The following is a 22,878-nucleotide window of genomic DNA, read 5'->3' as shown; positions in this document are numbered from 1 at the left end:
GGTTGCAAGCAAGTGTTGGCCAAATCCCCGATAATTGGCGGACCAGGTTAGACAACACTTGAGTGCGCCATGGACCGGCTCTCCACCTTGATTTCGAATTTCGGCGTTCGCGCCGGTGTGTTTCATAGCGGCGGCCTTTGCGGCATTGCCAGTTACGGTGTCGACGCGCATGACGGCGGACATCTGCATTTGCTGCGTGCGGGCGAAGTCGCACTTGTGCTCGAGGATGGCTCGCGGCAGGACATCGTCGAACCGTCGTTGATCTTCTTTCCGCGCCGCAATCATCATCAGTTGCTCTCGGGCGAAGGCGCGAGAACGGAACTCGTGTGCGGATCGCTGTCGTTCGACGGCGGGCAGAACAATCCGCTCGTGGCGGCGCTGCCGGAGTATCTCGTCCTGCCGACGAAATCGCTTTCCACGCTCGAACTCACGTTGAACTGGTTGTTCATGGAGGCGTTCGGCACGCAGTGCGGGCGTCTTGCCGTGATGGACCGTTTGTTCGAATTGCTCGTCATCCAGTTGCTGCGCCATGTGCTGGAGCAGCGTATGGTGAGTCATGGCATGCTTGCCGGGCTGGCCGATCCGCGGCTCGCGCGGGCGCTGCATGTGATTCACCATCAGCCGGGTGAAGCGTGGACGGTGGAGTCGCTGGCCGGCACTGCCAATATGTCGCGCGCCAACTTTGCAGCGCAATTTCGCGAAGTCGTCGGGCAGTCCCCGGCGGATTATTTGCTCGACTGGCGCATCGGCCTTGCGCAGAAACGTCTGCGCGATGGTCAGCCGATTGCGCGTGTGGCCGAAGAAGTGGGGTACGAAAGCGCATCGGCGCTCGCTCGCGCCTTCCGCCGCAAGACAGGAAGCAGCCCGCGCGATTGGTTGCGCGCTCAGATGCACGCTGTGACAATGCTGCCGCCGCCGCGCGTGACGCTCGTACCGGCGTTGCCGGCTCAGGCGGCTTGAGAACGGTAGAACCGCAGAGACGTTCAGTACGAAAGCCCGGCGCAGCCGGGCACAAACCATGTGTCACAAGGCCGGCCGGAACGTGCGCCGATGCGCAACGTACCGGCCGGTTTGTTTTTCAGCCTCAGAAAACGTGGCTCACGCCCAGGCGAACGACGGTCTGTGCGTTGGTCGCCGACGACATGCCGTTGGCGGCGTCGCCAACCGAAGCGGTCGCATCGATCACATTGCCGAAGGTATCGAGCGTGCTGCCGGAGGCCTTCTGGTAGCCCGCCAGCGCGTACAGTTCCGTGCGTTTGGATAGGTTGTAGAACGCCGCGAGGTTGAACTGGTGGTACTTCGCGCCCGACGTGTTCGCGGCCGGTGCATTCACGTTCGTGAAGCTATAGCCGCCGCCCAGCCGGAATGCACTGGTCACGCGATACATCGCCAGCACGCCGACCGAATCGAACTTGGCCGTGCGGGTAAAGCGCGAGTAGCTGCCTGCCGAGTACTCCGTGTGGCTGTAGTTCGCACCCAGCGTGGTGTCGCCGATCCGGTAGGTCATCGACGTGGCGATGATGTCGCGTGCCTTCGCGCTGGCATAACCGGCGTTGATCGACGACGCGAATGCCGATTCGGACGAGCCTGCCCAGCTTCCGATCGTCGTGTCCGTGGCACTCGCCTTGTCGTTGTTGGCGTGCGAGTAACCCACCCCCCAGGTGATCGGGCCGTTCGCGTATTGCCCGGCGAGCCCCCAGGTATTCTGACGTCCCATCGTGCCCGGCTGGCCGCCGAAGCCGTACATGGCGCCGAAGGTGAAGCCGCCCCACGTCGGTGAACGGTATTTCACGCTGTTGTTCACGCGCGAGCTGTGATCGAGGTTGTCAACGTCGCCCGGATGTGCCGCCACGCCCGAGAGCAGTGCCGTGCCACCGACCGAGCCGACCAGATCGATCAGCGGGTCGTACTGACGACCGAGCGTGACGGTGCCGTAAGCCTTGTCTTGCAGGCCGACGTAAGCGTGGCGGCCGAACTCTGCCCCGCCCTGACTCGCGGTGCCGTTGCCGATATTGAAGCCGTTCTCCAGGCGGAACAGCGCCTTCAGGCCGTTGCCGAGGTCTTCCGTTCCCTGAATGCCCCAGCGGCTGCCTTGCCACGTACCACTCTGGAACGCATAGCTCGATGCGCCATTGACGAGCGCCGGGCGGCCGGCCGCGCCTGCACGGGTGACGCTGGCGACATTGCTGGCATAACCGATGCCGCCGTCGACGATACCGTACAACGTGACGTTGGACTGGGCATGCGCGAGTGTGGCGGCACCGCAGCCGATGACCAGTGCGGCAGCACGGGCGAGAGGGGGGAGAGCAAGAGGCTTCATGGTGTGTTTCCTGTGCGTAGCAGTGAGTTGCGATGCCTATTCCGGCTTGACGAATCCTGTTGTCGCATCACGATTGAAATTAGGAGTCCTAAAGATATGCCAATCGTTTCTCCGTGGGAAAGCCGTTTGACTTCAGCGGAGAATCTGGCCGTGCGTCGGTCGCTCGTCGCGCGGCGGCAGAACGCCGCGCGAACGGACGATTTACTTCGACGCGCTCGGCGCCTGATTGGCCAATGCCGCGCGCAAGCGAGCGGGGGAATCGGTCATCACGGCATCGAAACCAAGCTGTGACGCCGCTTCGAAGTCCTGCGGCGTCTCGACACCGAAGGCGACGAGATGGACATCGCCGCGCGACTTGAAGCACTGCACGGCGGCAGGTGTCCACCAGTTCGCCACGACTTTCGAGATCCCCTCGCCGAGCGTGAAGTGCTCGACGACTTCCACTTGACGATGCAATTCGATGCCGGCCCATGTGCCGGGCGCGGGCGGTGCATCGCACCGTCCGGCGAGTGCTACGGCGACGAGGCGGTTGCGGGTCGTGTCGCGCGACTCGAACAGTTGTGCCTGCGGGCGGCGAGTGCGCAGGCGGTCGGTCGCTTCGGCTTCGGTCGAATAGAGGCGCACACGCGACCAGGCGTTGGTCTCGTCGAGTACCTTGATGACAGCTTCCACCAGCGGTGCAGCGGGTGTTTGCTTCATGTCGAGCAGCACGGGCACGTTGGCGGGCACGGCGGCGAGCGCCTCGCGCAAGGTGGGGATGGGCAACGGGTGGTCGCGGTACGGGAAGACGGTCTGTCCGCTGGTGTCCTTGCGAGAGAAGGCATAACCCGCATTGAGCCGATGCACGTCGGCGTAGTCGATGTCGGCGAGCTTGCCGCGTCCGTCGGTCAGTGCGGAAAGATCGGCCGGACGGTACATCACCGGCACCCCGTCGCGCGTGACCTGTACGGTCATCCATAAGGCCTGCGCGCCGTTCTGCAACGCGTTGGTGAATGCCTGCACCGTGTTTTCGGGGGTGTCTCCGGTGCCGCCGCGATGCGCGACGATCAACGGGGCGGCGCTGGCAGCGGCGGGCGTGAGCGTGCCGAAGGCGAAGGCGAGCGCGGCGACGCCGGCCGCCGCAAGGCGTGTCCACTCGGGCCGGGCGGACCGGGCTGACGGGGTGGCGGGGCGATCGAAGCGGGAGGAAGCGGAGTGCATGACGGGCGGTCTCGAGGCGAATGGGTGAGCGATCGGTATCGGGTCAGACAATGAGAATCTCGGGCGATGCCAGTGTGGCAGACGGTGTCTGCAAGTGTTCGCGCAACGGCTCGGGCAGCGGAGCGTCGGTGATGACGAGATCCTGTTCGTCGAGTTGCCCGCCTCGCACGCTGGGTTTGCGAGAGAACTTGTAGGTGTCCGCCACGAGAATACGATAGCGGCTCGCGTCGCGCAGTGCTTCGCGCGATGCGGCTTCGTGACGGTCGTAATCGAGCAGCGTGCCGTCGTCGTCGATGCCGCCAACGCTGTACACGCCGACATCGGCGCGATAAGCACGGAACAGCCGGTTGGCTTCGTCTCCGAGAATCTCCGGGTTGGGCGAACGCAGTTCACCGCCGGGAACGATCACACGGTGTTCGGGGTTGCTTGCCAGAACCAGCGCGGCGCGCAGGTTATTGGTGATCACGCACAGCCGCTTGCGAGGCACGAGGGCGACGGCGACTTGCTCGGGCGTCGTGCCGATGCCGAGCAGCACGGTGGCGCCATCGGGGATACGCTCGGCGGCCGCGTGACCGATGCGCAGCTTGCCTTCGAGGTTGCGCACGCGACGCACTTCGTACGGCTGGTTCGGACCCGGCGTGAGCAGACGTGCGCCGCCGTGATAGCGACGCAGCACATTGACATCGCACAGCGTGTTGACGTCGCGGCGAATCGTCTGAGTGGCCACGCCGAAGTGATCGGCGAGCGCATCGACACTCATTTCGCCATGCTGGCGAAACAGAGCAACGATGCGGGTCTGGCGTTCGGAAAGGTCCATCGGGCGGTGGTGTCGCGCACATTTATTCTGGAATGGGCGCCACTTTGACAGGCGTGCGTGACATTCAAATGACGATGTCGAATGTTCAAATGAACATTTTCAGTCAGCGAGACACGTTCGGACGAATGGGGGCGTTGGCTTCGAATTTCGCGCGGCGCGTCGAAAAGAACGTGCGCACGTTGCGAATATTCGACGAGCTTTTGAACAGCCGGCGCGCGAGTTCGTCATACTGCGCCATGTCGCCGACTTCGGCGATGACGACGAAGTCCGGCCCCGGCGACACGCGGTAGCACTGGGTGACGACGGGCTCCGCGCAAATGTAGGACTCGAAGGTATCGTAATCCTCGGCGGTTTGCCGGTCGAGACTCACTTCGACCACGGCGGTCAGCGCTGGCCCCAACTTCGACGGATCGATGATGGCGATCTGTCGTGCAATCACGCCCGCGTCGCTGAGTGCCCGCACCCGGCGCAGGCAGGTTGGGGCGGACGCATGGACGCGTCGCGAGAGTTCAAGGTTCGAAATGGACGAATCGGCTTGCAGCTCGCTCAGGATTCGCAAATCCAGATCGTCCAGGGTGATGCGCGTCATGGGATCTCCAGCGGAATGAGGTGATGTGAAATTTAATTTCATCAATTATATTCTTTGAATTTTTATTTCATATAAAAGAAAATATTGACGATTAATTTCGCTACGTCAACTCTACCATCGCCTCACTGACTGGCAACGAATCATTTCGGGGAGGCGTTATGTGTGGAATCATCGGCGCGGTCGCGCAACGGGACATCGTCCCCAACCTTGTCGACGGTCTGAAGCGTCTGGAGTACCGCGGGTACGATTCGTGTGGCGTCGCGCTGTATCGCGAGCGGGAACTAGTGCGTGCACGCAGCGTCGAGCGCGTGGCGAATCTTCAGGACGAAATCGGCCGACTCGGGCTCACGGGTTACACCGGGATTGCCCACACGCGCTGGGCAACGCACGGCAAGCCGGTTACCGACAACGCGCATCCTCACTTTTCGCCGAGCGCCGACGCGCCGCGCATCGCGCTCTCGCACAACGGCATCATCGAGAATCATGAGTCGTTGCGTGCGACGCTGGAGTCGCATGGCTATCGCTTTGCAAGCCAGACGGACAGCGAGGTCATTGCGCATCTGATCGACCATCTTTACGACGGCGATCTGTTCGAAGCAGTGAGGGCAGCCGCATCGCAGTTGCGTGGCAGCTACGCCATCGCGGTGATTTGCCGCGACGAGCCGCATCGCCTGGTCGGTGCGCGCGACGGCATGCCGTTGATCGTCGGCGTGGGGGATGGGGAGAACTTCCTCGCCTCCGACGCGATTGCGCTCGCGAACGTCACCGACCGGATCGTGTATCTGGAAAACGGCGATGTGGCGGATGTCCAGCTTCACCGCTTCTGGGTCTCGGATGCGCAGGGACAGCGGGTCGAACGTCCGATCAATCGTGTCGCCGCGCATAGCGGGGCGGCCGATTTGGGGCCGTATCGCTACTACATGCAGAAGGAGATCTTCGAGCAGCCGCGTGCGGTTGCGGACACGTTGCAGGATGTGACATCGATCATGCCTGAGCTATTCGGTGACAACGCCTGGCGGGTGTTCAATGCGGTGGACTCGGTGCTCCTGCTCGCTTGCGGGGGGAGTTACCACGCGGCATTGACGGCAAAGTACTGGATCGAGAGTCTTGCGCAACTGCCGGTGAGCGTGGAAATCGCGAGCGAGTATCGCTATCGAGACAGTGTGGCTAATCCGAAGACGCTGGTCGTCGCCGTCTCGCAAAGCGGCGAGACCGCCGATGTGCTCGGGGCCGTGCATGTAGCGAAGCAGCGAGGAATGCGTCACACGTTGGCGATCTGCAATGTGGCGACGAGCGCGTTGGCGCGAGAGTGTGCGTTGACGTTTTTCACACGGGCCGGGGTGGAGATCGGTGTGGCGTCGACGAAGGCGTTCACGACGCAGCTCGTCGCTCTGTTTCTTCTGGCATTGACGCTGGCGCAAGGCCGTAAGCGTCTGTCGGATGACGACGAGCAGCAACATCTGCGCGCCCTGCGGCATCTGCCGGACGCCATCGCAAAAGTGCTGGCGCTCGAGCCGCAGATCATTGCGTGGGCGGAGCAATTGACGCGCCGGCAGGACATCCTGTTCCTCGGCCGGGGACTGCATTATCCGGTCGCAATGGAAGGGGCGCTGAAGATGAAGGAGATCTCGTACATCCACGCGGAAGCGTATCCGGCGGGCGAACTCAAGCACGGACCGCTTGCGCTCGTGAGCGATGAAATGCCTGTGGTGGCGGTGGCGCCGAACGACCGGTTGCTGGAGAAGCTGAAGTCGAACATGCACGAGGTCAGCGCGCGAAACGGCAAGCTCTACGTGTTTGCCGACAGCGATTGCGGCTTGTCGCCCGGCGCGGATATCGACGTGATCCGGTTGAATGAGCACTATGGTCTGCTGTCGCCCATTCTCCACACCGTCCCGATGCAGTTGCTCGCGTATCACGCCGCCGTCGCACGCGGCACGGATGTGGACAAGCCGAGAAATCTGGCGAAATCGGTCACGGTGGAATGACGTGTGCGACAGGTCTGGAGGCCCGTACTAATCGCAGTTGTGGCATTTCCGTACGAGGCTGAGAATGCGCTCAACCCGACGCACTGTCACAAGACAAGTGAACACGGGGGAACCGTTAGATAACCTTCAAGGAGATTGACATGGGCAACTTCGAAAATCCGCTCTTCGCGCTTCTCGACTACCTCATCCGCGTGGCGTTCTGAGCAGCTCCCGGCTGCTCATGCTTTCAGGCACCACGGCGCGGTTTGCGCCGTGGTGTTTCGTTTGGCAACGCCGAGGCTAATGCTAATGCGCTTTCGCGGAGGCGCGTTGCCGTACCAGCAGCAGGCTGCTCAGAATGAACGCCAGCAAGGCAAACGAAGCCGAATATCGGCTCATCCAGAAATACGCGCCGACGAGAACCTGCAGAAGGGTGCCGAAGACGACCGCTGCGCCGGTATAGCCAAGCCCGGCTATCGGCAGTCCAGTCCCCCAGCGCCGTCCCCGGAGTCTGGGAGAACATGATCGTGACCCAATAGTCTGAATATTGGCATTCATGGCTTAACCTATTGTGCAGACGCTCGCGGCCGGTGATGAATAGGTCGGGCTCAGCGTGAGCGCCGAGGGACGCACGCGCGAAAGTGACGCTGCCTGAGCGCGCGCCTCACTCTGCCGCCGACCAGACGGCGAGTTCGTGGCCGTCAGGGTCGGTGAAGTGAAAGCGGCGTCCGCCGGGAAACGAGAAGACGGGGAGGCTGATCCTGGCGCCCGCGGCTTCGACACGGCGCTGAGTTTGAGCGAGGTCGTCCGCATACAGAATGATCAGCGGACCACCCGGTCGGGCTTCGCCGGTAGTGAATCCGCCGGTGAGCCGGCCGTCGCTGAACTCGGTGTAGGCCGGGCCGTAGTCGGTGAATGTCCAGCCAAAAACACTGCCGTAGAAGGCTTTGCTGCGAGCGATGTCGCTCACGTTGAATTCGATATTGTCGATCTGCCGGTCGACGCCTCGTGTGCTCATGTCTGTCTCCTGGAGGGTAGCTCAATGGTGCGAGCTGTCGTGTCCCTCGGGCAGGGAATAGTCGAACGCATAGGAATGCTGGCCGTCGGCAATGGTGATGACCAGCGTTCCGGAAATTCCGGACAATGCGTCGGTACCGGAATCGGGGACAACGCTGATGGACTGGGTAGGCGCGCCGCGCGTCATGGTCGCGCTGTGCTGGAGCACGAAAGTGCCGCTGCGGCCTTGCAGCGTGCCACGCACCGTTTCCATCGCCACGTAGCCAGCGGAACCCTGAGTGCTGCTGCGGAACGACAGCATTTCTCCCTGGCTGGTCGCCTGCAAGTCACCGTGATACGTCTTGTTTAACGACAGACGGCCAAGCCCGGTGCTCTCGGCAACGGGACTTAGCGGCTGCGGCTCAAGTTGAATGTCGAAGCGCCCTTGGGCTGAGTGGTCCACTTGTACGGTCCTCGGTTGGGGGTGTGGAAAATGCTGTGTTTTTGTACAGCGCTCAGTGTACTCAAGCATCGCCAATATGCAAGCGTCAGATGTCATGGCGCCCCAAAACGACGAAGCCCCGCACAAGGCGGGGCTTCTTTGTACAACGACTTCGAGGCGTGCTCAGGCGCGTTGCGGCACTAATCGCAAGCCACTGGCAAGGCAGCCTGCGGCCGAGAATACCGCCCCCCACGCCAGCGCCCACGTCGAACCGTGCGTGCCCGCAAGACCCAGGGCGAGGGCAACGAGCGCCGCGCCCGTTGCCTGTCCCAGCAGTCGAGACGTGCCCACCATGCCGCTTGCCCCACCGCTGCGCTCAGGCGGGGCGCTGTGCATGAAGGCCTTCAGGTTCGGCGACTGGAAGAAGCCGAAGCCCAGACCGCACAATGCCATCCGCCAGCCGATATCCCATAGCGCGGCATGCTCGGGCATGACCGCGAGCAATGCCATGCCGGCGCTCAGCATCGCCAGGCCGATCGCACCCAGTGCACCGGGTGGATAACGATCCGACAGGCGTCCGGCCAACGGCGCAATCGCGGCCACGAAGAACGGCCACGGCGTCATCAGAAAGCCTGTCTCGATGGGACTGCGATGCAGCACGTTCTCGAAATAGAACGGCAACGACACGAGCCCCAATCCCTGCGTTGCAAACGCACAGATGGCCGTGATCGTGGAGAGTGCGAACGCGGGCAGACGCAGTAGATCGACCGGCAGCATCGGCGCACGATGGCCTCGCTCGCGGCGAATCAGCGCCCATCCGAACACCAGCGCCCCGACGAAGCAGCCCAGCGTCAGATGCCAGTCGGCCTGTTGGGCGCTTTGACTCAACGCGAAGATCAGCAGCGAGAACGTCAACACGTTGAGCAGCGCGGCGATCATGTCGGGCTTATGTTCGCTGCGTGGTGTGTCCGGCAGGTTGCGGCGCGAAAACGCCAGCGCCAGCAGCGCCGTCGGCACGTTGATCAAGAACAGCCACGGCCAGCTTGCGAACGCGAGCACGAGAGACGCGATCGTCGGCCCGATGGCAAAGGAAATGCCGACGATGAGTGCGTTCAGCCCGACGCCGCGTCCAAGCTGATGGGCCGGATACAGGAAGCGGATGAGCGCGATGTTCACGCTCATGACCGCAGCGGCGCCCACGCCTTGCATGACGCGAGCCGCAGCCAGAAAGCCGAGCGTTGGCGACAGCGCGCACAGCAGCGATGCGACGAGAAACACCGCCACGCCCCACATGAATACGCGCTTGTGGCCCATGCGCTCGCCCAGTGAGGCAAAGGGGAGCAGTGTCGCGACCATCGCCAGTTGGTAGGCGTTCACGATCCAGACCGACGCCGACGGCGTCGTGTTCAGATCGAGCGCCATTTGCGGCAGGGCCGTGTTGGCGATGGCGGTATCGAGACTGGCCAGCGAGACGGCAAGCAGGACCGCCGTCATGGCGAGGCCGCGTCCGGTGGCGGGCGGCTCGTGCGATTGCACCCCGGTAGGGGCGCCAGCCGTGGGGGTATCGACGGTCGGAGGCAGCGACGACATGACGGATCAGCCCTCGGCCAGAATCTGACGGATGGCCTGTTCGAAAACTTCCGGTGGTTGGCCACCGCTCACGAGATGGCGATTATTGAAGATGACCGCCGGCACCGAGCGAATGCCGAGGTTCTGGTAATGGCGCTCGAGCGCGCGCACCTGCTCGGCGTATTCGTCGGTGGAGAGAATCTCACGGGCTCGCGTCGCGTCGAGGCCGGCTTGCTCCACGGCGTCGACCAGCACTTCCGGATCGCTCGTGCGCTTGCCTTCGACGAAATAGGCGCGAAACAGAGCTTCCTTGAGCGCCAACTGCTTGTCGTGACCGACCGTCTGTGCCCAGTGCAGCAGACGATGCGCATCGAACGTGTTGTAGGCACGTGTGCGCAGATCCATACGCATCGGGAAACCTTCGGCGGCCGCACGCGCGCTGATGTTTGCCTGATTTTGCGTCAACTGTTCCGGCGACAGACCGTACTTGCGCGACATGTAATCGGCGAGCGGCACGCCTTCTGCCGGCATATCGGGATTGAGTTCGAAGGGGCTGAATTGCAAGTCGGCGTCGACCTCGTTACCCAGACGGCCGAGTGCCGTCTTCAGCGAGGCAAGGCCGATGGCGCACCAGGGGCAGGCGACATCTGAGACAAAATCAATCTTGAGTGTAGCGGGCATGATCTGACGGCGCTGTAGCGGCGCGTGCAATGAAAAACGCGTCGCCTTGCGCGACGCAACGCCGCAATCGTCGCATAATTCGGCAATTCTCGCCGGTCGCCACCGAGATCGCGCCGAAAGTCTTTATTCATGCCGTGCTCGGGGCGCGTGTGACTGAGCGGCGATGACGAGCCCTTGTTTTATCGACTGAAATTAACGTTTCGCCTGATGAGGCTAGAGGCATCGGGTAGCCAGATGCCTGCTGCGATGCGATATCGTGAGCCGCGTTTTTTCCGAGTGCGCGATCAATATCAAGGAGTCCGTCATGCCGTCCGCCGCCGATCCGGGTTTCGCGTTCGAGGACTTCGAGATGGCCGATCTGGCGGCGCTCGCGGCACACTGGCCGGCGCACCGCGCGCTGATCGAGCGGCTCGGCAGGAGCGCGCCTGCATGATTGTGGCGCGACGGTGGTCGGGCCACGCGAGACGCCCGAGTACGTTAGCATCACCGAAAATCCTTTCACTTCGTCTCTGCCACCCATGTCCAACGACGTTCATTTTTACGACCCGGCCAAAGGCCACGGTCTGTCCCACGACCCGTTCAAGGCCATCGTTGCACCCCGTGTGATCGGCTGGATTTCCAGTCGCGACGCTACGGGCCGGACCAACCTCGCGCCATACAGCTTCTTCGGCGCCTTCGCGACATTCCCGCCGATCATCGGCTTTTGCAGCGAGGGCTTCAAGGACTCCATCGCGAACATCGAGGCCACGCGTGAATTCGTCTGGAATCTGACGAGCAAGTCGCTCGTCGCGCAGATGAATCAGACGTCAGCCCCCGTGCGGCATGAGGTTGACGAATTCGAACTGGCTGGACTGACGAAGGCGCCCGGCGTCAACGTCGATGTACCTCACGTCGCGGAGTCGCCCGCGTCGCTTGAGTGCAAATTGCTGCAAATCGTGCGCTTGCAGGATCTCGACGGCAGGCCGATGGATAACTGGCTGGCGCTAGGGCAAGTGGTCGGGGTGCACATCCGTCGCGAGTATTTGCGAGAGGATGGCCTCTTCGATACGGCGAAGGCGCATCCCGTGATGCGTGCCGGCTATCTCGGTGACTATGCCGAGATCGGGCCGATGTTCGATCTGCGTCGTCCGAGGGCCTGAGCGGCAGAAATCGTCTCTCCGAAGGTTTGGAGAGTTACATCATCGCCGCTGGCGATTCGGGGCCAGTTCGAGTTTGCTGGCCGCCGCTCGGAAATGACCGCCGAAAACCTGCGGCTGTTGCAGGTCAATGACCTGTTGCGAGAAGCGCACGGTGCTTGCAAGGTGGACGAGATTCGGCGCTTTCAACATCTGACGCAAACACATCGCGTCGGCTCGCTGGATATGCTGGCAGGCGCACAACGGTGGAGCGCGAGATAAAAGATCGCGGCGCCACGCTGCGAGGAAAGCCGGTCTGCACATGGGGTTGGCACGGCACGGGCTGCACTTGGCCCCGGAACCGGAGCCACTCGTGATGGAAAGCCTCAGCCGGCGTCGCCAACGCTGCGATCGACCGAGGCTTCCTGTTGTCCACGAGGCAGGATCGAATCGTGAGACCACGATTCATCTATCGAACTTGACCAAGTCCTTGAAGATCAGGTGCCCCCAGCTTTTTCCGTGCGCGTGCACAAGCAATCCACCTTCCGAAAGCCCACCAAGCGGGATCGGTGCGAAACCGAGTTTTTCCGCAAGCACACGAACCTTCGCTGTGGCACTGTCATCGTCACTCGCCAGGAACACGACTCTCTTGCCACCGTGTACCGCCGGGTCCTGGTCAAGGATGGCAGCGACCAGATGGTTGAAGCCCTTCACCAGCTTGGCCCCGGTAAACACCTTCGCGACTAAAGCAGAGGAGGGGAGACCGTCCAGTTCCTCAAGCGGGGCCTGCGTGTTCATCGCGTCGATGATGGTCTTTCCCTTCTAACTGGGCAGCGCCTTCGCTACCTCCGGGTGCGACTCGAAACGGACAGCTAAAAAATGATGTCCGCCTTGACGGCTTCCGCCAGCGTTGTAGGCGTGACCTTGGGACCGATTGCGGCTGCATCGGATGCAAAGCGCTCCGGGGCGCGCGTGGTTGCGACAGATACTTCGATGCCCTTGCGGGCAAACGCCTTGGCGAGAGCGTGGCCGATCTTACCGAAGCCAATGATTGCGTAGCTCATATGTTCTCCTTCGATTTTTCGGTGTGGTCAGAGCTTGTAGCCACCGCTCGCTTCAATCGTCTGGCCGGTCACCCAGTGGCCGTCGTCGGAGGCCAGGAATGCCACGACGGCAGCGATTTCCGAAGGCTCGCCAAAGCGCCCCAGCGCGATGTCGGCCTCCACCGCCTTGACTAGTTCGGGGTTCTCCTGAAAGGTGGCGTTCGCGGTGATGCCGCGCGGCCCCAACTCGATGGCGAGCGTATGGGTCAGGTTGTTGATGGCCGCTTTCGCCATCGAGTAGACGGGCGCGGCGGTCACGGGCTTCGTGGCGGCGGCGGAAGAGATGTTGATGATGCGTCCACCATCGGCGAGGCGATCCAGCGCGGCCTGCACGATGAAGAACGGCGCGCGGGCGTACACCGCCATCAGGGTGTCCCAACTGTCCGGCGTCGCGTCCTTGAAGCCAACCCAGCCGGAATTGCCGGCATTGTTGACCAGAATATCGAGGGCCGTGCTGCCGTTGCGCTGAGTGAACTCGTCATCGAGTTGCTCGAACAAGACCGGGACGGCCGCCTGGTCAACGAGGTCTGCATGAAGCGCGAACGCGGTGCCGCCCGCTTTCTCGATGGCCGCGACCGTTTCCTCCGCGCCGGACTTGCTGGCGTTGTAGGTCAGCGCAACCGTTGCGCCGTCGCTTGCAAGACGTTCGGCGATGGCGCGGCCGATGCCCCGTGATGCCCCGGTAACCAGAGCGGTTTTTCCCTTGAGAGACTGTCCCATTTCATTTCCTCGTGTATCAGAGTTGCGCCAGGCCGCCGTCAACAGCGACTTCGCTGGCGGTCATGAAGCTGCTGTCAGGCGACGCGAGGAAGGCTGCTGCCGCCGCGATCTCTGCCGGATCGGCCATGCGCTGGATCGCGCTGTAGGCGCAGAACGCCGGGGCGCCCGTGGTGCCGGCGCTCGACCCGGTCAGGATGATCGAACCGCCTTCGCCCATCAGCGGCAGCGCCTTCTGTACGGTGAAGATCGTGCCCTTCACGTTGGTGTCGAAGGTTTCGTCGATGTGCGTGGCGGTGATCTGGCCGAGCGGAAGCGGGCTGCCCGTTCCGGCATTGGCGAAGACGATGTCGAGAGTTCCGCGCTCGGCCTTCACCGCAGCGTAGAGCCTGTCGAGGTCGGCCTCGTCGGAAACCGAGCCCTTCACCGCGCGGGCATTGGGGCCGAGGCTGGCCACGGCAGCATCAAGTGTTTCCTGCCGGCGGCCGAAAATGAAGACGAAAGCGCCTTCCTCGATGAAGCGTCTTGCCGCGGCGAGGCCGATGCCAGCAGCACCGCCGGTATTCACCGCGGTCGCGCGTAACGCCGCCGCCGAGTACGGCGCCGACGTGTCGATGCGCGATCTTGCGCGCCGGGCCGGTGTCGGCCTGGCCACATTGCTTCGTCATTTCCCAACGCGCGAAGCCTTGTTCGAGGCGTTGCTGTGCACCCATTTGGACGCACTGACGCAGAAGGCCGACGAACTTGAAACATCGACTTCCGCTGATGAAGCGCTTCTCGTCTGGTTCCGGGAATTGGTGGCATTCGCCCAAAGCTATAAGGGCGTTATTGCCATGATGGCGGCAGCCCACGCGAACCCGGACTCCGCTCTTTATGCTGCGTGCGCAGCGGTGCATGAATCGGGCGCGCGACTACTGCTTCGTGCGCAAGGCGAGGGAACGGCGCGCGCTGATATGAATGGGGACGACCTGTTCGCTCTGATAACGGCTCTCGGCTGGGCGATTGACCAACCCTCATTCGCGCCAAGGGCAGATCAACTCGTTCACCTCATTACGAGCGCCATCCTGACAAACCCGTCGAGCCACGACGCCAAGAAAGCAACGAGCTGAATCAGATCGGCATAGGGTGATCGATGGCCGTCCTCGGTTGCACGGAAACCAGTCTGCGGCCGGCGAAGACGCAACACTTCATCGAGTTGCTGCGGGAACGCATAGGGCAATAAAGCACTGCCCCAAGCAGAAATCGGCAATGTGCGACACATAGCGCGTGTTCGAGGTCTGCCTGTTCTCGCTGCGCATTCCTGCCGCGACGCACCTATGTGGCTCTTGGGGCTATAGAAGCCCCAAGAGTCGATAGCGCCTGAAAACTGGCAATTCTGTTGGGCTACATAGTCTTCCCACTGCCAAGTCGATGCACTCGGAACTTGATAGCGGCCTTTTTTCGAGGCGTGTGGCCGTGCTTCACCGTGCGTTGCCGTGCGGGCATGGCGACGCAGACACAATCGTCGACCGTCCGGTCGGACGAAGTGCTCGCAATCATTTGTAAAATTTGCTGCGATGCGAAATATTTTCGAGGCGCGTATGCTTGCCACCTCCATTGACGCCCTCGCGCCTGGCGTCCCCTCCCGAAGGCATTGATTTGCCTTGATTTGCGCGCATCGCACACGGCGATGCGTGCGGGGTCGGTTCGTCTCTGGTTGCGTCTAAATGGTGCGTTTTCGCTGGATTTTTGTTGCACCACATCAGGCCCCCCAATGTTCCCCATCCTGTCCCTTCTCATCTGGCTTCCTATCGTCGCTGGCGCGCTCGTCATGCTACTGGGCCAGGATCGTCATCCCAACGTGGTTCGATGGACGTCGCTCGCTGCTGCCGTGATGTCGGCGGTGCCCATTGTGCCGCTGGTGCATGGTTTTCGCACCAGCGTGGCGAGCCTTCAGTTCGTGGAGCGGTTTCGCTGGATCGAATCGTTGGATGCTTCGTGGCACGTAGGCATCGATGGTATTTCCCTGTGGCTCGTGGCGTTGACCGGGGTGACGACCATCATCGTGGTGCTGGCGTCGTGGCGTGCCGTGACGACGCGCATGAGTTCGTACTTCGGCAGCTTTCTGGTGCTGTCGGGTCTGATGCAGGGCGTGTTCACCGCGCAGGACGGCATGTTGTTCTTCGTGTTCTTCGAAGCAACCCTGCTGCCGCTGTACCTGCTGATCGGCGTGTACGGACGCGCCAATCGCACGCACGCGGCCGTGAAGTTCTTTTTCTTCTCGCTGAGCGGCTCGCTGATGATGCTGCTCTCGATGCTCTATCTGTACATGCAGACGCAGAGCTTCGACATCGCGCGCTGGCAGACGCTGCATCTGCCGCTGGCGGTGCAGGTGATGCTGTTCATCGGCTTTCTTGGGGCGTTCTCGGTCAAGGTGCCGATGTGGCCCGTGCATACGTGGCTGCCCGAGGTGCATCTCGATGGTCCGACGGGGGCGGCCGTCATGCTGGGGATGCTGAAGCTCGGCGGCTATGGGCTGCTGCGATTCAATTTGCCGCTGCTGCCGGACGCGAGTCATTTCCTCGCACCGCTCATGGTCGTGCTGTCGCTGATTGCCGTGATTTACGCGAGTCTGGTCGCGCTGGTGCAAACGGATCTGCGCAAGCTGCTCGCCTATTCGGCTGTCGCTCACATGGGGTTGGTGACGCTCGGGTTGTTCCTCTTCTCGGAGATGGGCACCGACGGCGCGGTAATGCAGATGATCTCGTATGGCATCGTCTCGGGTGCGATGCTGCTGTGCACGGGAGTGCTGTATGACCGTACTGGCAGCGCATCGATCGATGGATATGGCGGCGTGGCGGCGACGATGCCGCGTTTCGCAGCGTTCGCGATGCTGTTCTCGATGGCGAACGTCGGCATGCCGGGCACGTCGGGCTTCGTGGGTGAGTTTCTCGTGTTGATGGGCGCGATCAAGGTGAATTTCTGGATCGGTGCTCTGGCGTCGCTTACGCTGGTGTTGAGCGCGGCTTATACGCTGTGGATGTACAAGCGGGTGATTTTCGGACCCGTGGGAAATGCGCGCGTGGCGTCGCTCAAGGATGTGAGCCGTCGCGAGTTCGCACTGCTCGGCGCGATGGCGGTGATGGTGCTCGGCATCGGCCTTGATCCGAAACCGTTCACGGATGGCATCGACGCTACCGTGATTCAGGTCGTGCAGGACATCGAGAACCATCGCTTACCGGCAGGCGATCCGGGCAGCAGCGAGATGGCGGGGCACCGGCATGGCGATGCCGCCGGGCATGCTGCTGCGACGACAAAGGGCACCCGGCCTGACGCGTAAGGGCGAAGTGGACGATGCGACGGCAGCGCTTACGCAACGTATGCCGCACAAGCGAAGATTCTCATCGTGGCGGGCGCTTGATGCGTCTGATTTTGTGTTGGTTCAGCAACGTAAGCCAGTCCAATTGCGAAAGACCATAGAGAAGACCGAGCAGAATCAGTTGCGACCCGACAAAGTAAATGCCCGGATAGCCGCCCAGAGCGTCGGCTTTTTCATCCAGTTTGGCCGACGCGAACTGCGCGAGGCTTGTCCATGCAAGATAGCTCGTCGTACGGCCAAGAAAGAACGCGAGTGCAATGGTCTTCAGGCCGAGTCCCGTCAGACCATACGCGATGAAAAGATAGTTCGACGGAAGCGGGCTGAACGCATATAGAAGAAAGACTGTCGCGGTCATGGTCTTCTTGCGCTCCAACCACGCCGCCGCCACGGCGATGTTCTGTCGGTCGATGTCGCGCATCAGCCGCCCGAGGATTAGCCAGTGAGAGCCTTTCGCGAGCACAACCCGGCCACCTGTCGCCGCCAGCGCGGCAACCACGGCCATGAGTACCGGATTGAGGTCAGGCTGCCGGAAGCCGATCCACGACAGGACCATCCACGTCGGCGGCGCGAACGCGGGCAGCATGTTGAGCACAAACACCGTGCCGAAAAGCACGATTAGCGTCACCATGACTTGATCGTAGGCGCTCATGCTTCACCTTGCGAGCAGCGCTGCCATGGAGAATAGCCGGGCGAACATGGGGACAGTCATCAGTAGCGTCAGCGCCGCGCCGGTTGCCAGAAGCACCAGCCAGAGATAAGGGTTCCGCTGACCCGCACCAGCAATAATGTGTCTGTGGTTCATCGCGCGAACGACGAAAATCAACGCGACGTTGCCAAAGACGAGTGACAGAAAGCCGTAAGTGCGGGCAATGGTTGGATCCAGACCGCGATAAACCAGTAGTGCATAGACACCGAGCACGGCAAAAGCAACGACGGCGCCAATCGCGAAGCACCGGATCATTGCCTTGCTCGACAGCAACGCAATGCCGCCGGCCCGGGGTGGCCGGCGCATCAAGCTGTCGCGCTCCGGCTCATTTTCAAAGACGAGCGAGCATACGGGATTGATGATCAATTCCAGAAAGACGATGTGCACCGGCCCAAGAAGGGGGCTCCAGTCGAAAACGATCGGGATCATCACGGCGCTCACCATCGGAACGTGAACGGCGACCGTGTAGCTGATCGCTTGAACAAGGTTGTCGTAGATGCGCCTACCCAGGCGGATCGCGGTGACGATTGGCGCGAAGTCGTCTCGCAGCAGAATCAGTGACGCAATCTCGCGTGCGGCCTCGGCCCCGCGATTGCCCATCGCGATGCCGATATGAGCCGCTTTGAGCGCAGGTGCATCGTTGACACCGTCTCCCGTCATGGCGACAACATCGCCGCGCGCTTTGAACGCTTCGACAAGACGTAGCTTTTGTTCCGGCCGGATGCGCGCGAAGACACGGGTCGTGAGAAGCGCATTTCGAAGCGATGAATCGTCCATCGCGTTTAGCGCCTGACCGGTCAGCAGGTGCCGGGGGTCGATGCCGACCTCCGATGCAATCGCTCGTGCCGTGGACGGATAGTCCCCTGTGATCATCACGACCCGAATGCCTGCTGCGCGGCAATCGGCGATCGCTGCGGCCGCATCAGGGCGCACCGGGTCCATCAGACCGACTAGTCCGACGAAACTGAAATCGAACTCATGCGGGTCTGTGGGCCATGGCGAGCCGGGATGATTTGCTTTGGCCACGCCAAGCACGCGCAGTCCGCTCGACGCCATGCGTTCGGCTTCGGCAAGGATGGCTTCGCTGTCGGCGCCGTCGAGATGACAGAGCATACAAACGGCTTCAGGTGCCCCTTTGCATGCGATGGCGTGGTGCCGGCGCTCAGGTGCATGCCATGCGTGCGCCATTGCAGGCAACGCCGGCGATAGTTCGTATTCATGGACGAGCGTCCAATCGGTATGCAGGTGCTCTGCCGGCTGGAGAAATTGACGGCCTGTCTGGTGAAAAGCGCGTTCCATCGGATCGACGGGTTCAATCTCACTGGCCAGGACGAGATATTCGAGCAGTTCCTTCAGTGGCTCGTCGATTTGCCGCGTGTTCGCATCGAGGATCTGTTTCCGCCCTCCTGCCCAAAGGACGCGAACGGACATCAGGTTCTGCGTGAGCGTACCGGTCTTGTCCACGCACAGTACCGTGGTTTGGCCGAGTGTTTCGATCGCATTCATGCGACGCGTCAGAACGCCGGCCGTGACAATACGGCGTGCGCCCAACGCCATGAACACCGTCAGAATCACCGGAATTTCTTCCGGCAGGATTCCCATTGCCAGCGAGATGCCGGCCAGTACGCCGGGCAGCCAGCTATCGTAGCGCCATCGATAGAGTACGACCAAGGCTGCACACAGCAGTATCGCGAGCATGGCGAAACGCTTGACGAAAAGGCCCGTCTGAATTTGTAGCGGCGAGCGGCCTTCCTCAATGGTCAACAGCGACTTGCCTATCCGCCCAAGCTCTGTTTGCGCGCCTATCGCGCTCACCGTCATCCAAGCCTGACCCTGCACCACCATCGAACCGAAAATGAGTCGGTTATCTTCACTGTCGATCGCGCTCTTTGCGACCGCCTCCGATTCCCCTGTAAGCAGTGACTCGTCAACGCACAGACCGTGGACTTCGACGACGACTCCGTCTGCGGGAATTCGTGCACCTTCGTCGACGAAAACCAGATCGCCGGGCACCAGTTCGGCTGCGGATATCAGACCCCGCTCACCATCTCGCAGCACCTGTGCACGCGGCGCAGACATCTCACGAAGCGACGCCAGGACGCGGGCCGTCCGATGACTCTGCGCCGCCGTCAGGGCGACTATGGCGAGAACGAACCCGAGTAACAGGAAGGCTTCGGCCGCGTCGCCGATCACGAAATAGATCGCGCTCGCCGCGAGTAGCAGAATGAACATCGGCTCGCTCAGTACGTCGCGCGCGGAACTCCACCAACTGTGGCCTTGCTGCGAATCGATGATGTTCTTGCCGAACCTGGCCCGCAGGCGCTCCACGTTTTCGCTGGAGAGACCCTGGCGGGTGGGGGCGTCAGGGCCCATGACAACCGCCTCGCGCGTAGACATGTCGAGCGTGCCTGAATGCGATTGAACGTCTGATGATCGAGGCATCTGCGTGGCGTCCGATTCGGAGGAAGGTGCGCACGAATTCCGGTGTCGATGGCTGAGTGAGCTCCATTCAGCATTGCACCGCGTTGCCTCGTACCTCTTGACGCGCGTCAAGGAAGTGCTGAACGGGACACGTTTAGGGCGTCAGGATTGAAAAGAACGTGTTTCCCGATACTCAGACAGGGCTTTGGGATCGTGGAGGAATCGGGTGACTTCGTGATGATGCTCGACAGGTTGATTGTCACGCTGCACGCTATTGTAGGCGTTGCGATCTCAAGCTGACGACGATGTCGCATGAAGCCCGTCGCTTACCCGTTGGCAGTTCTTCCTACGCTTGCAGGGAGGGGCACACGCCAATCCAGCACATCAAAGATGCACCAGCCGAAATCAAACGGGCGGAAGGTGTCGTTGACCGTGCTGCCTCTTTGCGTGAGCGCTTCTTCGTCCTCAGCAACACCACGTGTGTCCAAAGGCGGTTCCATGCCTGCCTGCCACATGCCAAGTGAAAATCGAGAGTGCTTAACAAAACACGGTTGAAATATTATCAATTACTAATGAGACTCATCAGCAATAAAATGTGAGTGAGCACAACAGGGACTAACGGCGGGGTTGCCGACTATTTCAGCAGCCTCAGGTAAAGCAGTTCACCCCGACCCAGCCAGTCCGGTTCTCGAGCGGTCCCGGCATCAAGTCCTTGCGTTGCCGGCCAAGCCGTCGCTTGTCTGCGCGCGTATTCTCCATAGGAGCCATCGTGCAACATCAAGCCGATTCGGCCACCCCGGCAACGCGTGTTGTCGCAGTCGACGCTCTGTCCCTCGAGATCATCCCCGAGCTTGCCCAAGCTGGCGTTCGTGCTGCGCACTGGCGCGACGCGCAGCAAATGGCTCGCCGACGTGTGTTCTCGACACGCTGCGCCAAGCCTATCGGCGAGTCTGGGGAGTTCGACTGGCGGCCGAGCGCGCTGCCACTGGGGCGCGAGATGCCCTCGACCTGCTCGCGGGTAACGGCGACCCACAAGCCTTGGCGCGCACAGAGCAATGGGGCACCGGGGGCACCCATGGCGCCCGGCGCACAAAACCCGTCTAGGGCTGACGCCGGGGCAGGTGATCGCACTGTCGCATGAGTTCGAAGCGCAGATTCAGGTTGGTTCGGCCGCGGTGGCGGCGCATCGCGTGAGTGTGACGACAATGGACGGCACGCGGCCATACGTCACATGGTTCACCAGCACCTTCCCCGAGGCGTGGCTGCCGTTGACTTCCTAGGACATTTTGAGATATCCCGACAGGCAGCGCCGATAGTTCGTGATCCCAGCATAGACACGAGCCCAAAGTGCCTTCTTCGGCGCAGCTATGGACGGATGATCGGGTCGACTCGTAAAAGGCCGGTTGTACCAGGCGTAGCGGCGCACGGGAAAGCGGCCAAGTGGGTCTGGCAGGCGCACGGCGAGAGCTGCGGCTTGCCACCCCAGTGAGCGATTCATGCAAGCGCCGATGGCGAGCTTATGCAACAGTGAGACTGGCCACAATGGGCCATCTGACGATGGCAGGCACATCGCGAACAAGAACTTCTATCAGGCAACGCCATGCTTCCCGTTTCCGGCACAGAGGCCCGGCGCCTCCAGCCCTCAGTGGCTGCATCAACCTCAGCACTGCCCCGACAGAGCGCACTACCGCCGACTATGCTGGCCGTCAGCGTGCGCGCGGTGTATCAGGCCAGTGAGTCATCCGGCATGCCGTCGAGCTGGCCGGAACGCCCGTCTCGCCCCTCAACTGCAGCAATACGTGACGCGGCGCTGGACCTGCAAGTGGTACCGACGTTGCATACCGGTGCGTTCTCTGACATGCCGCCGAGTCCGCCTCAATATCCATCTCGCCCCTCAACAGCAACAATACTAGAGGTGGCGCTGGACCTGGAAGACGAATTGGCTTTGCGTACCGATGGGTTCTCTCGCATGCTGCCGAGTTCGCTTCAACGTCCATCTCGCCCCTCAACAGCAGCAATACTTGACGCGGTGCTGGACATGCAAGGGATACCGGCGCGGCATACCGGTGTGTTGTCTGACATGCCGCCGAGTCCGCTTCAACACCCATCTCGCCCCTCAACAGCAGCAATACTTGAAGGGGCGCTGGACCTGCAAGACGAATTGGCTTTGCATACCCATGGGTTCTCTGGCATGCCGTCGACCTCGGCCCAACGATCGCCGCATCTCGAAACTCACGAGATGCATGCCAGCGACAGCCATCGAAAGCGCGTAGCACCACAGAACGCAGGCAGTCGCAGCAATGCTGATTTAATGCCTCCGCCGGCCCAAATCCGCCGTAAAGAAACTGGCACGGGGCGCGGGAGAGCGACGGTCACCCTCGAGATGGTGCGGGAGTGGCAGCGCCTCGGCGAGCAAGGGATTGATGAGGCGGGCGGGCTTGACGGCGTGGCTAGGGAGTACGGCATCGCGTCCAGCACGCTGAAACACTATCTGCGTGCAGACGGCACGCTGACGAAGCCCGCGGAGGACCGGCTCAACCCGCCTGGCAAGGACATCACCCTCGAGATGGTGCGGGAGTGGCAGAACCTCGGCAAACAGGGGATTAACAGGGCGGGCGGGCTTGACGGCGTGGCTAGGGAGTACAGCATCGCGTCCAGCACGCTGAAACACTATCTGCGCGCAGACGGCACGCTGACGAAGCGCGCTGAGGACCGGCTCAACCCGCCGGGCACGGACATCACCCTCGAGATGGTGCGGGAGTGGCAGCGCCTCGGCAAGCAGGGGATTGACAAGGCGGGGGGGCTTGACGGCGTGGCCAGGCAGTACGGCGTCGCGTCTGGCGCGCTGAAAATTCACCTGCGTGCAGACGGCACGCT

The 22,878-nt window shown here is 61.9% G+C and carries 21 protein-coding genes and 2 pseudogenes; 9 read left to right on the top strand and 14 right to left on the bottom strand.

Annotated elements, in window-relative coordinates; translation table 11 throughout:
- Positions 1 to 69 precede the first annotated feature (69 nt).
- Positions 70 to 960 (top strand): AraC family transcriptional regulator, encoded by an 891-nt coding sequence (locus PHO31112_RS23780; RefSeq protein ID WP_150623720.1) that lies wholly within the window; start codon positions 70 to 72, stop codon positions 958 to 960.
- A gap of 124 nt (positions 961 to 1,084) precedes the next feature.
- Here PHO31112_RS23780 and PHO31112_RS23775 read toward each other — a convergent pair whose 3' ends face one another.
- The 4 genes from PHO31112_RS23775 to PHO31112_RS23760 form a co-directional block, all read right to left on the bottom strand.
- The gene (locus tag PHO31112_RS23775; RefSeq protein WP_150623718.1) at positions 1,085 to 2,320 is read right to left on the bottom strand and encodes a porin; all 1,236 of its coding nucleotides are present in this window, start codon (positions 2,318 to 2,320) and stop codon (positions 1,085 to 1,087) included.
- Positions 2,321 to 2,521: 201 nt separating this feature from the next.
- A complete protein-coding gene (locus tag PHO31112_RS23770) occupies positions 2,522 to 3,520 on the bottom strand; it encodes a glycerophosphodiester phosphodiesterase family protein (RefSeq protein WP_150623716.1) in 999 nt (332 codons plus the stop codon).
- 43 nt (positions 3,521 to 3,563) lie between these two features.
- Complete coding sequence (locus tag PHO31112_RS23765; RefSeq protein ID WP_150623714.1) at positions 3,564 to 4,337, bottom strand: DeoR/GlpR family DNA-binding transcription regulator; 774 nt, start codon at positions 4,335 to 4,337, stop codon at positions 3,564 to 3,566.
- A 103-nt stretch (positions 4,338 to 4,440) separates the two neighbouring features.
- A complete protein-coding gene (locus PHO31112_RS23760) occupies positions 4,441 to 4,926 on the bottom strand; it encodes an Lrp/AsnC family transcriptional regulator (protein ID WP_150623712.1) in 486 nt (161 codons plus the stop codon).
- Between the two features lie 158 nt (positions 4,927 to 5,084).
- Between PHO31112_RS23760 and glmS the strand changes: the two genes are divergently transcribed.
- On the top strand, positions 5,085 to 6,914 hold the full coding sequence (glmS, locus tag PHO31112_RS23755; RefSeq protein WP_150623711.1) for a glutamine--fructose-6-phosphate transaminase (isomerizing): 1,830 nt from the start codon (positions 5,085 to 5,087) through the stop codon (positions 6,912 to 6,914).
- Positions 6,915 to 7,199: 285 nt separating this feature from the next.
- On the opposite strand, the pseudogene PHO31112_RS27790 reads toward glmS, so the two are convergent.
- From PHO31112_RS27790 to PHO31112_RS23730, 5 genes and pseudogenes are all read right to left on the bottom strand, one after another.
- Positions 7,200 to 7,431: pseudogene (locus tag PHO31112_RS27790) on the bottom strand (hypothetical protein); the annotation flags it as partial.
- Between the two features lie 126 nt (positions 7,432 to 7,557).
- A complete protein-coding gene (locus tag PHO31112_RS23745) occupies positions 7,558 to 7,911 on the bottom strand; it encodes a VOC family protein (protein WP_150623709.1) in 354 nt (117 codons plus the stop codon).
- Positions 7,912 to 7,932: 21 nt separating this feature from the next.
- The gene (locus PHO31112_RS23740; RefSeq protein ID WP_150623707.1) at positions 7,933 to 8,352 is read right to left on the bottom strand and encodes a DUF3224 domain-containing protein; all 420 of its coding nucleotides are present in this window, start codon (positions 8,350 to 8,352) and stop codon (positions 7,933 to 7,935) included.
- A 162-nt stretch (positions 8,353 to 8,514) separates the two neighbouring features.
- The gene (locus tag PHO31112_RS23735; RefSeq protein WP_150623706.1) at positions 8,515 to 9,921 is read right to left on the bottom strand and encodes an MFS transporter; all 1,407 of its coding nucleotides are present in this window, start codon (positions 9,919 to 9,921) and stop codon (positions 8,515 to 8,517) included.
- Positions 9,922 to 9,927: 6 nt separating this feature from the next.
- A complete protein-coding gene (locus PHO31112_RS23730; RefSeq protein WP_150623704.1) occupies positions 9,928 to 10,581 on the bottom strand; it encodes a DsbA family oxidoreductase in 654 nt (217 codons plus the stop codon).
- A gap of 304 nt (positions 10,582 to 10,885) precedes the next feature.
- Here PHO31112_RS23730 and PHO31112_RS27965 point away from each other — a divergent pair, with 304 nt between their 5' ends.
- Positions 10,886 to 11,014, top strand: coding sequence for a hypothetical protein (locus PHO31112_RS27965; protein WP_281355116.1), 129 nt, complete (start codon positions 10,886 to 10,888; stop codon positions 11,012 to 11,014).
- A gap of 85 nt (positions 11,015 to 11,099) precedes the next feature.
- Positions 11,100 to 11,720, top strand: a complete 621-nt coding sequence (locus tag PHO31112_RS23725; RefSeq protein ID WP_150623702.1) for a flavin reductase family protein — start codon at positions 11,100 to 11,102, stop codon at positions 11,718 to 11,720.
- 441 nt (positions 11,721 to 12,161) lie between these two features.
- On the opposite strand, the pseudogene PHO31112_RS23720 reads toward PHO31112_RS23725, so the two are convergent.
- From PHO31112_RS23720 to PHO31112_RS23710, 3 genes and pseudogenes are all read right to left on the bottom strand, one after another.
- A pseudogene (locus PHO31112_RS23720) lies at positions 12,162 to 12,760 on the bottom strand (NADPH-dependent F420 reductase).
- 27 nt (positions 12,761 to 12,787) lie between these two features.
- Positions 12,788 to 13,519 carry an SDR family NAD(P)-dependent oxidoreductase gene (locus PHO31112_RS23715; RefSeq protein WP_150623809.1) on the bottom strand — a complete coding sequence of 244 codons (732 nt, stop codon included), beginning with the start codon at positions 13,517 to 13,519 and terminating at the stop codon, positions 12,788 to 12,790.
- A gap of 16 nt (positions 13,520 to 13,535) precedes the next feature.
- A complete protein-coding gene (locus PHO31112_RS23710; protein WP_150623807.1) occupies positions 13,536 to 14,132 on the bottom strand; it encodes an SDR family oxidoreductase in 597 nt (198 codons plus the stop codon).
- On the opposite strand from PHO31112_RS23710, the gene PHO31112_RS23705 reads away from it, so the two are divergent.
- Together PHO31112_RS23705 and PHO31112_RS23700 are read left to right on the top strand one after the other, a co-directional pair.
- A complete protein-coding gene (locus PHO31112_RS23705) occupies positions 14,059 to 14,625 on the top strand; it encodes a TetR/AcrR family transcriptional regulator (RefSeq protein WP_150623699.1) in 567 nt (188 codons plus the stop codon). The two genes, PHO31112_RS23710 and PHO31112_RS23705, sit on opposite strands and share 74 nt — an antisense overlap.
- A 644-nt stretch (positions 14,626 to 15,269) precedes the next feature.
- Positions 15,270 to 16,835, top strand: coding sequence for a complex I subunit 4 family protein (locus PHO31112_RS23700; RefSeq protein ID WP_150623697.1), 1,566 nt, complete (start codon positions 15,270 to 15,272; stop codon positions 16,833 to 16,835).
- Positions 16,836 to 16,896: 61 nt separating this feature from the next.
- Here the strand turns inward: PHO31112_RS23700 and PHO31112_RS23695 are convergent, their stop codons facing one another.
- Together PHO31112_RS23695 and PHO31112_RS23690 are read right to left on the bottom strand one after the other, a co-directional pair.
- Positions 16,897 to 17,502 (bottom strand): hypothetical protein, encoded by a 606-nt coding sequence (locus tag PHO31112_RS23695; protein ID WP_150623805.1) that lies wholly within the window; start codon positions 17,500 to 17,502, stop codon positions 16,897 to 16,899.
- Between the two features lie 24 nt (positions 17,503 to 17,526).
- Positions 17,527 to 19,953, bottom strand: a complete 2,427-nt coding sequence (locus PHO31112_RS23690; RefSeq protein ID WP_246178522.1) for a cation-translocating P-type ATPase — start codon at positions 19,951 to 19,953, stop codon at positions 17,527 to 17,529.
- An 817-nt stretch (positions 19,954 to 20,770) separates the two neighbouring features.
- Between PHO31112_RS23690 and PHO31112_RS27785 the strand changes: the two genes are divergently transcribed.
- The 3 genes from PHO31112_RS27785 to PHO31112_RS23680 form a co-directional block, all read left to right on the top strand.
- The gene (locus PHO31112_RS27785; protein ID WP_246178516.1) at positions 20,771 to 21,142 is read left to right on the top strand and encodes a hypothetical protein; all 372 of its coding nucleotides are present in this window, start codon (positions 20,771 to 20,773) and stop codon (positions 21,140 to 21,142) included.
- On the top strand, positions 21,123 to 21,281 hold the full coding sequence (locus PHO31112_RS27780) for a hypothetical protein (protein WP_246178514.1): 159 nt from the start codon (positions 21,123 to 21,125) through the stop codon (positions 21,279 to 21,281). The genes PHO31112_RS27785 and PHO31112_RS27780 overlap by 20 nt, the downstream gene beginning before the upstream one ends.
- A gap of 1,031 nt (positions 21,282 to 22,312) precedes the next feature.
- Positions 22,313 to 22,878: hypothetical protein (locus tag PHO31112_RS23680; protein ID WP_150623693.1), on the top strand; the 566-nt coding region annotated here is incomplete at its 3' end.

The sequence above is a fragment of the Pandoraea horticolens genome, from assembly GCF_902459555.1.
Lineage (GTDB): Bacteria > Pseudomonadota > Gammaproteobacteria > Burkholderiales > Burkholderiaceae > Pandoraea > Pandoraea horticolens.
Note: the sequence above shows the minus strand (reverse complement) of the source record. Positions and strands in the feature narration are given on the sequence as shown.

Bases quoted from the DNA above. Each gene is read 5' to 3' on its own strand.
- PHO31112_RS23780 (WP_150623720.1), top strand. From the start codon at position 70: ATGGACCGGCTCTCCACCTTGATTTCGAATTTCGGCGTTCGCGCCGGT.
- PHO31112_RS23775 (WP_150623718.1), bottom strand. From the start codon at position 2,320: ATGAAGCCTCTTGCTCTCCCCCCTCTCGCCCGTGCTGCCGCACTGGTC.
- PHO31112_RS23770 (WP_150623716.1), bottom strand. From the start codon at position 3,520: ATGCACTCCGCTTCCTCCCGCTTCGATCGCCCCGCCACCCCGTCAGCC.
- PHO31112_RS23765 (WP_150623714.1), bottom strand. From the start codon at position 4,337: ATGGACCTTTCCGAACGCCAGACCCGCATCGTTGCTCTGTTTCGCCAG.
- PHO31112_RS23760 (WP_150623712.1), bottom strand. From the start codon at position 4,926: ATGACGCGCATCACCCTGGACGATCTGGATTTGCGAATCCTGAGCGAG.
- glmS (WP_150623711.1), top strand. From the start codon at position 5,085: ATGTGTGGAATCATCGGCGCGGTCGCGCAACGGGACATCGTCCCCAAC.
- PHO31112_RS23745 (WP_150623709.1), bottom strand. From the start codon at position 7,911: ATGAGCACACGAGGCGTCGACCGGCAGATCGACAATATCGAATTCAAC.
- PHO31112_RS23735 (WP_150623706.1), bottom strand. From the start codon at position 9,921: ATGTCGTCGCTGCCTCCGACCGTCGATACCCCCACGGCTGGCGCCCCT.
- PHO31112_RS23730 (WP_150623704.1), bottom strand. From the start codon at position 10,581: ATGCCCGCTACACTCAAGATTGATTTTGTCTCAGATGTCGCCTGCCCC.
- PHO31112_RS27965 (WP_281355116.1), top strand. From the start codon at position 10,886: ATGCCGTCCGCCGCCGATCCGGGTTTCGCGTTCGAGGACTTCGAGATG.
- PHO31112_RS23725 (WP_150623702.1), top strand. From the start codon at position 11,100: ATGTCCAACGACGTTCATTTTTACGACCCGGCCAAAGGCCACGGTCTG.
- PHO31112_RS23715 (WP_150623809.1), bottom strand. From the start codon at position 13,519: ATGGGACAGTCTCTCAAGGGAAAAACCGCTCTGGTTACCGGGGCATCA.
- PHO31112_RS23705 (WP_150623699.1), top strand. From the start codon at position 14,059: ATGCCAGCAGCACCGCCGGTATTCACCGCGGTCGCGCGTAACGCCGCC.
- PHO31112_RS23700 (WP_150623697.1), top strand. From the start codon at position 15,270: ATGTTCCCCATCCTGTCCCTTCTCATCTGGCTTCCTATCGTCGCTGGC.
- PHO31112_RS23695 (WP_150623805.1), bottom strand. From the start codon at position 17,502: ATGGTGACGCTAATCGTGCTTTTCGGCACGGTGTTTGTGCTCAACATG.
- PHO31112_RS23690 (WP_246178522.1), bottom strand. From the start codon at position 19,953: ATGGGCCCTGACGCCCCCACCCGCCAGGGTCTCTCCAGCGAAAACGTG.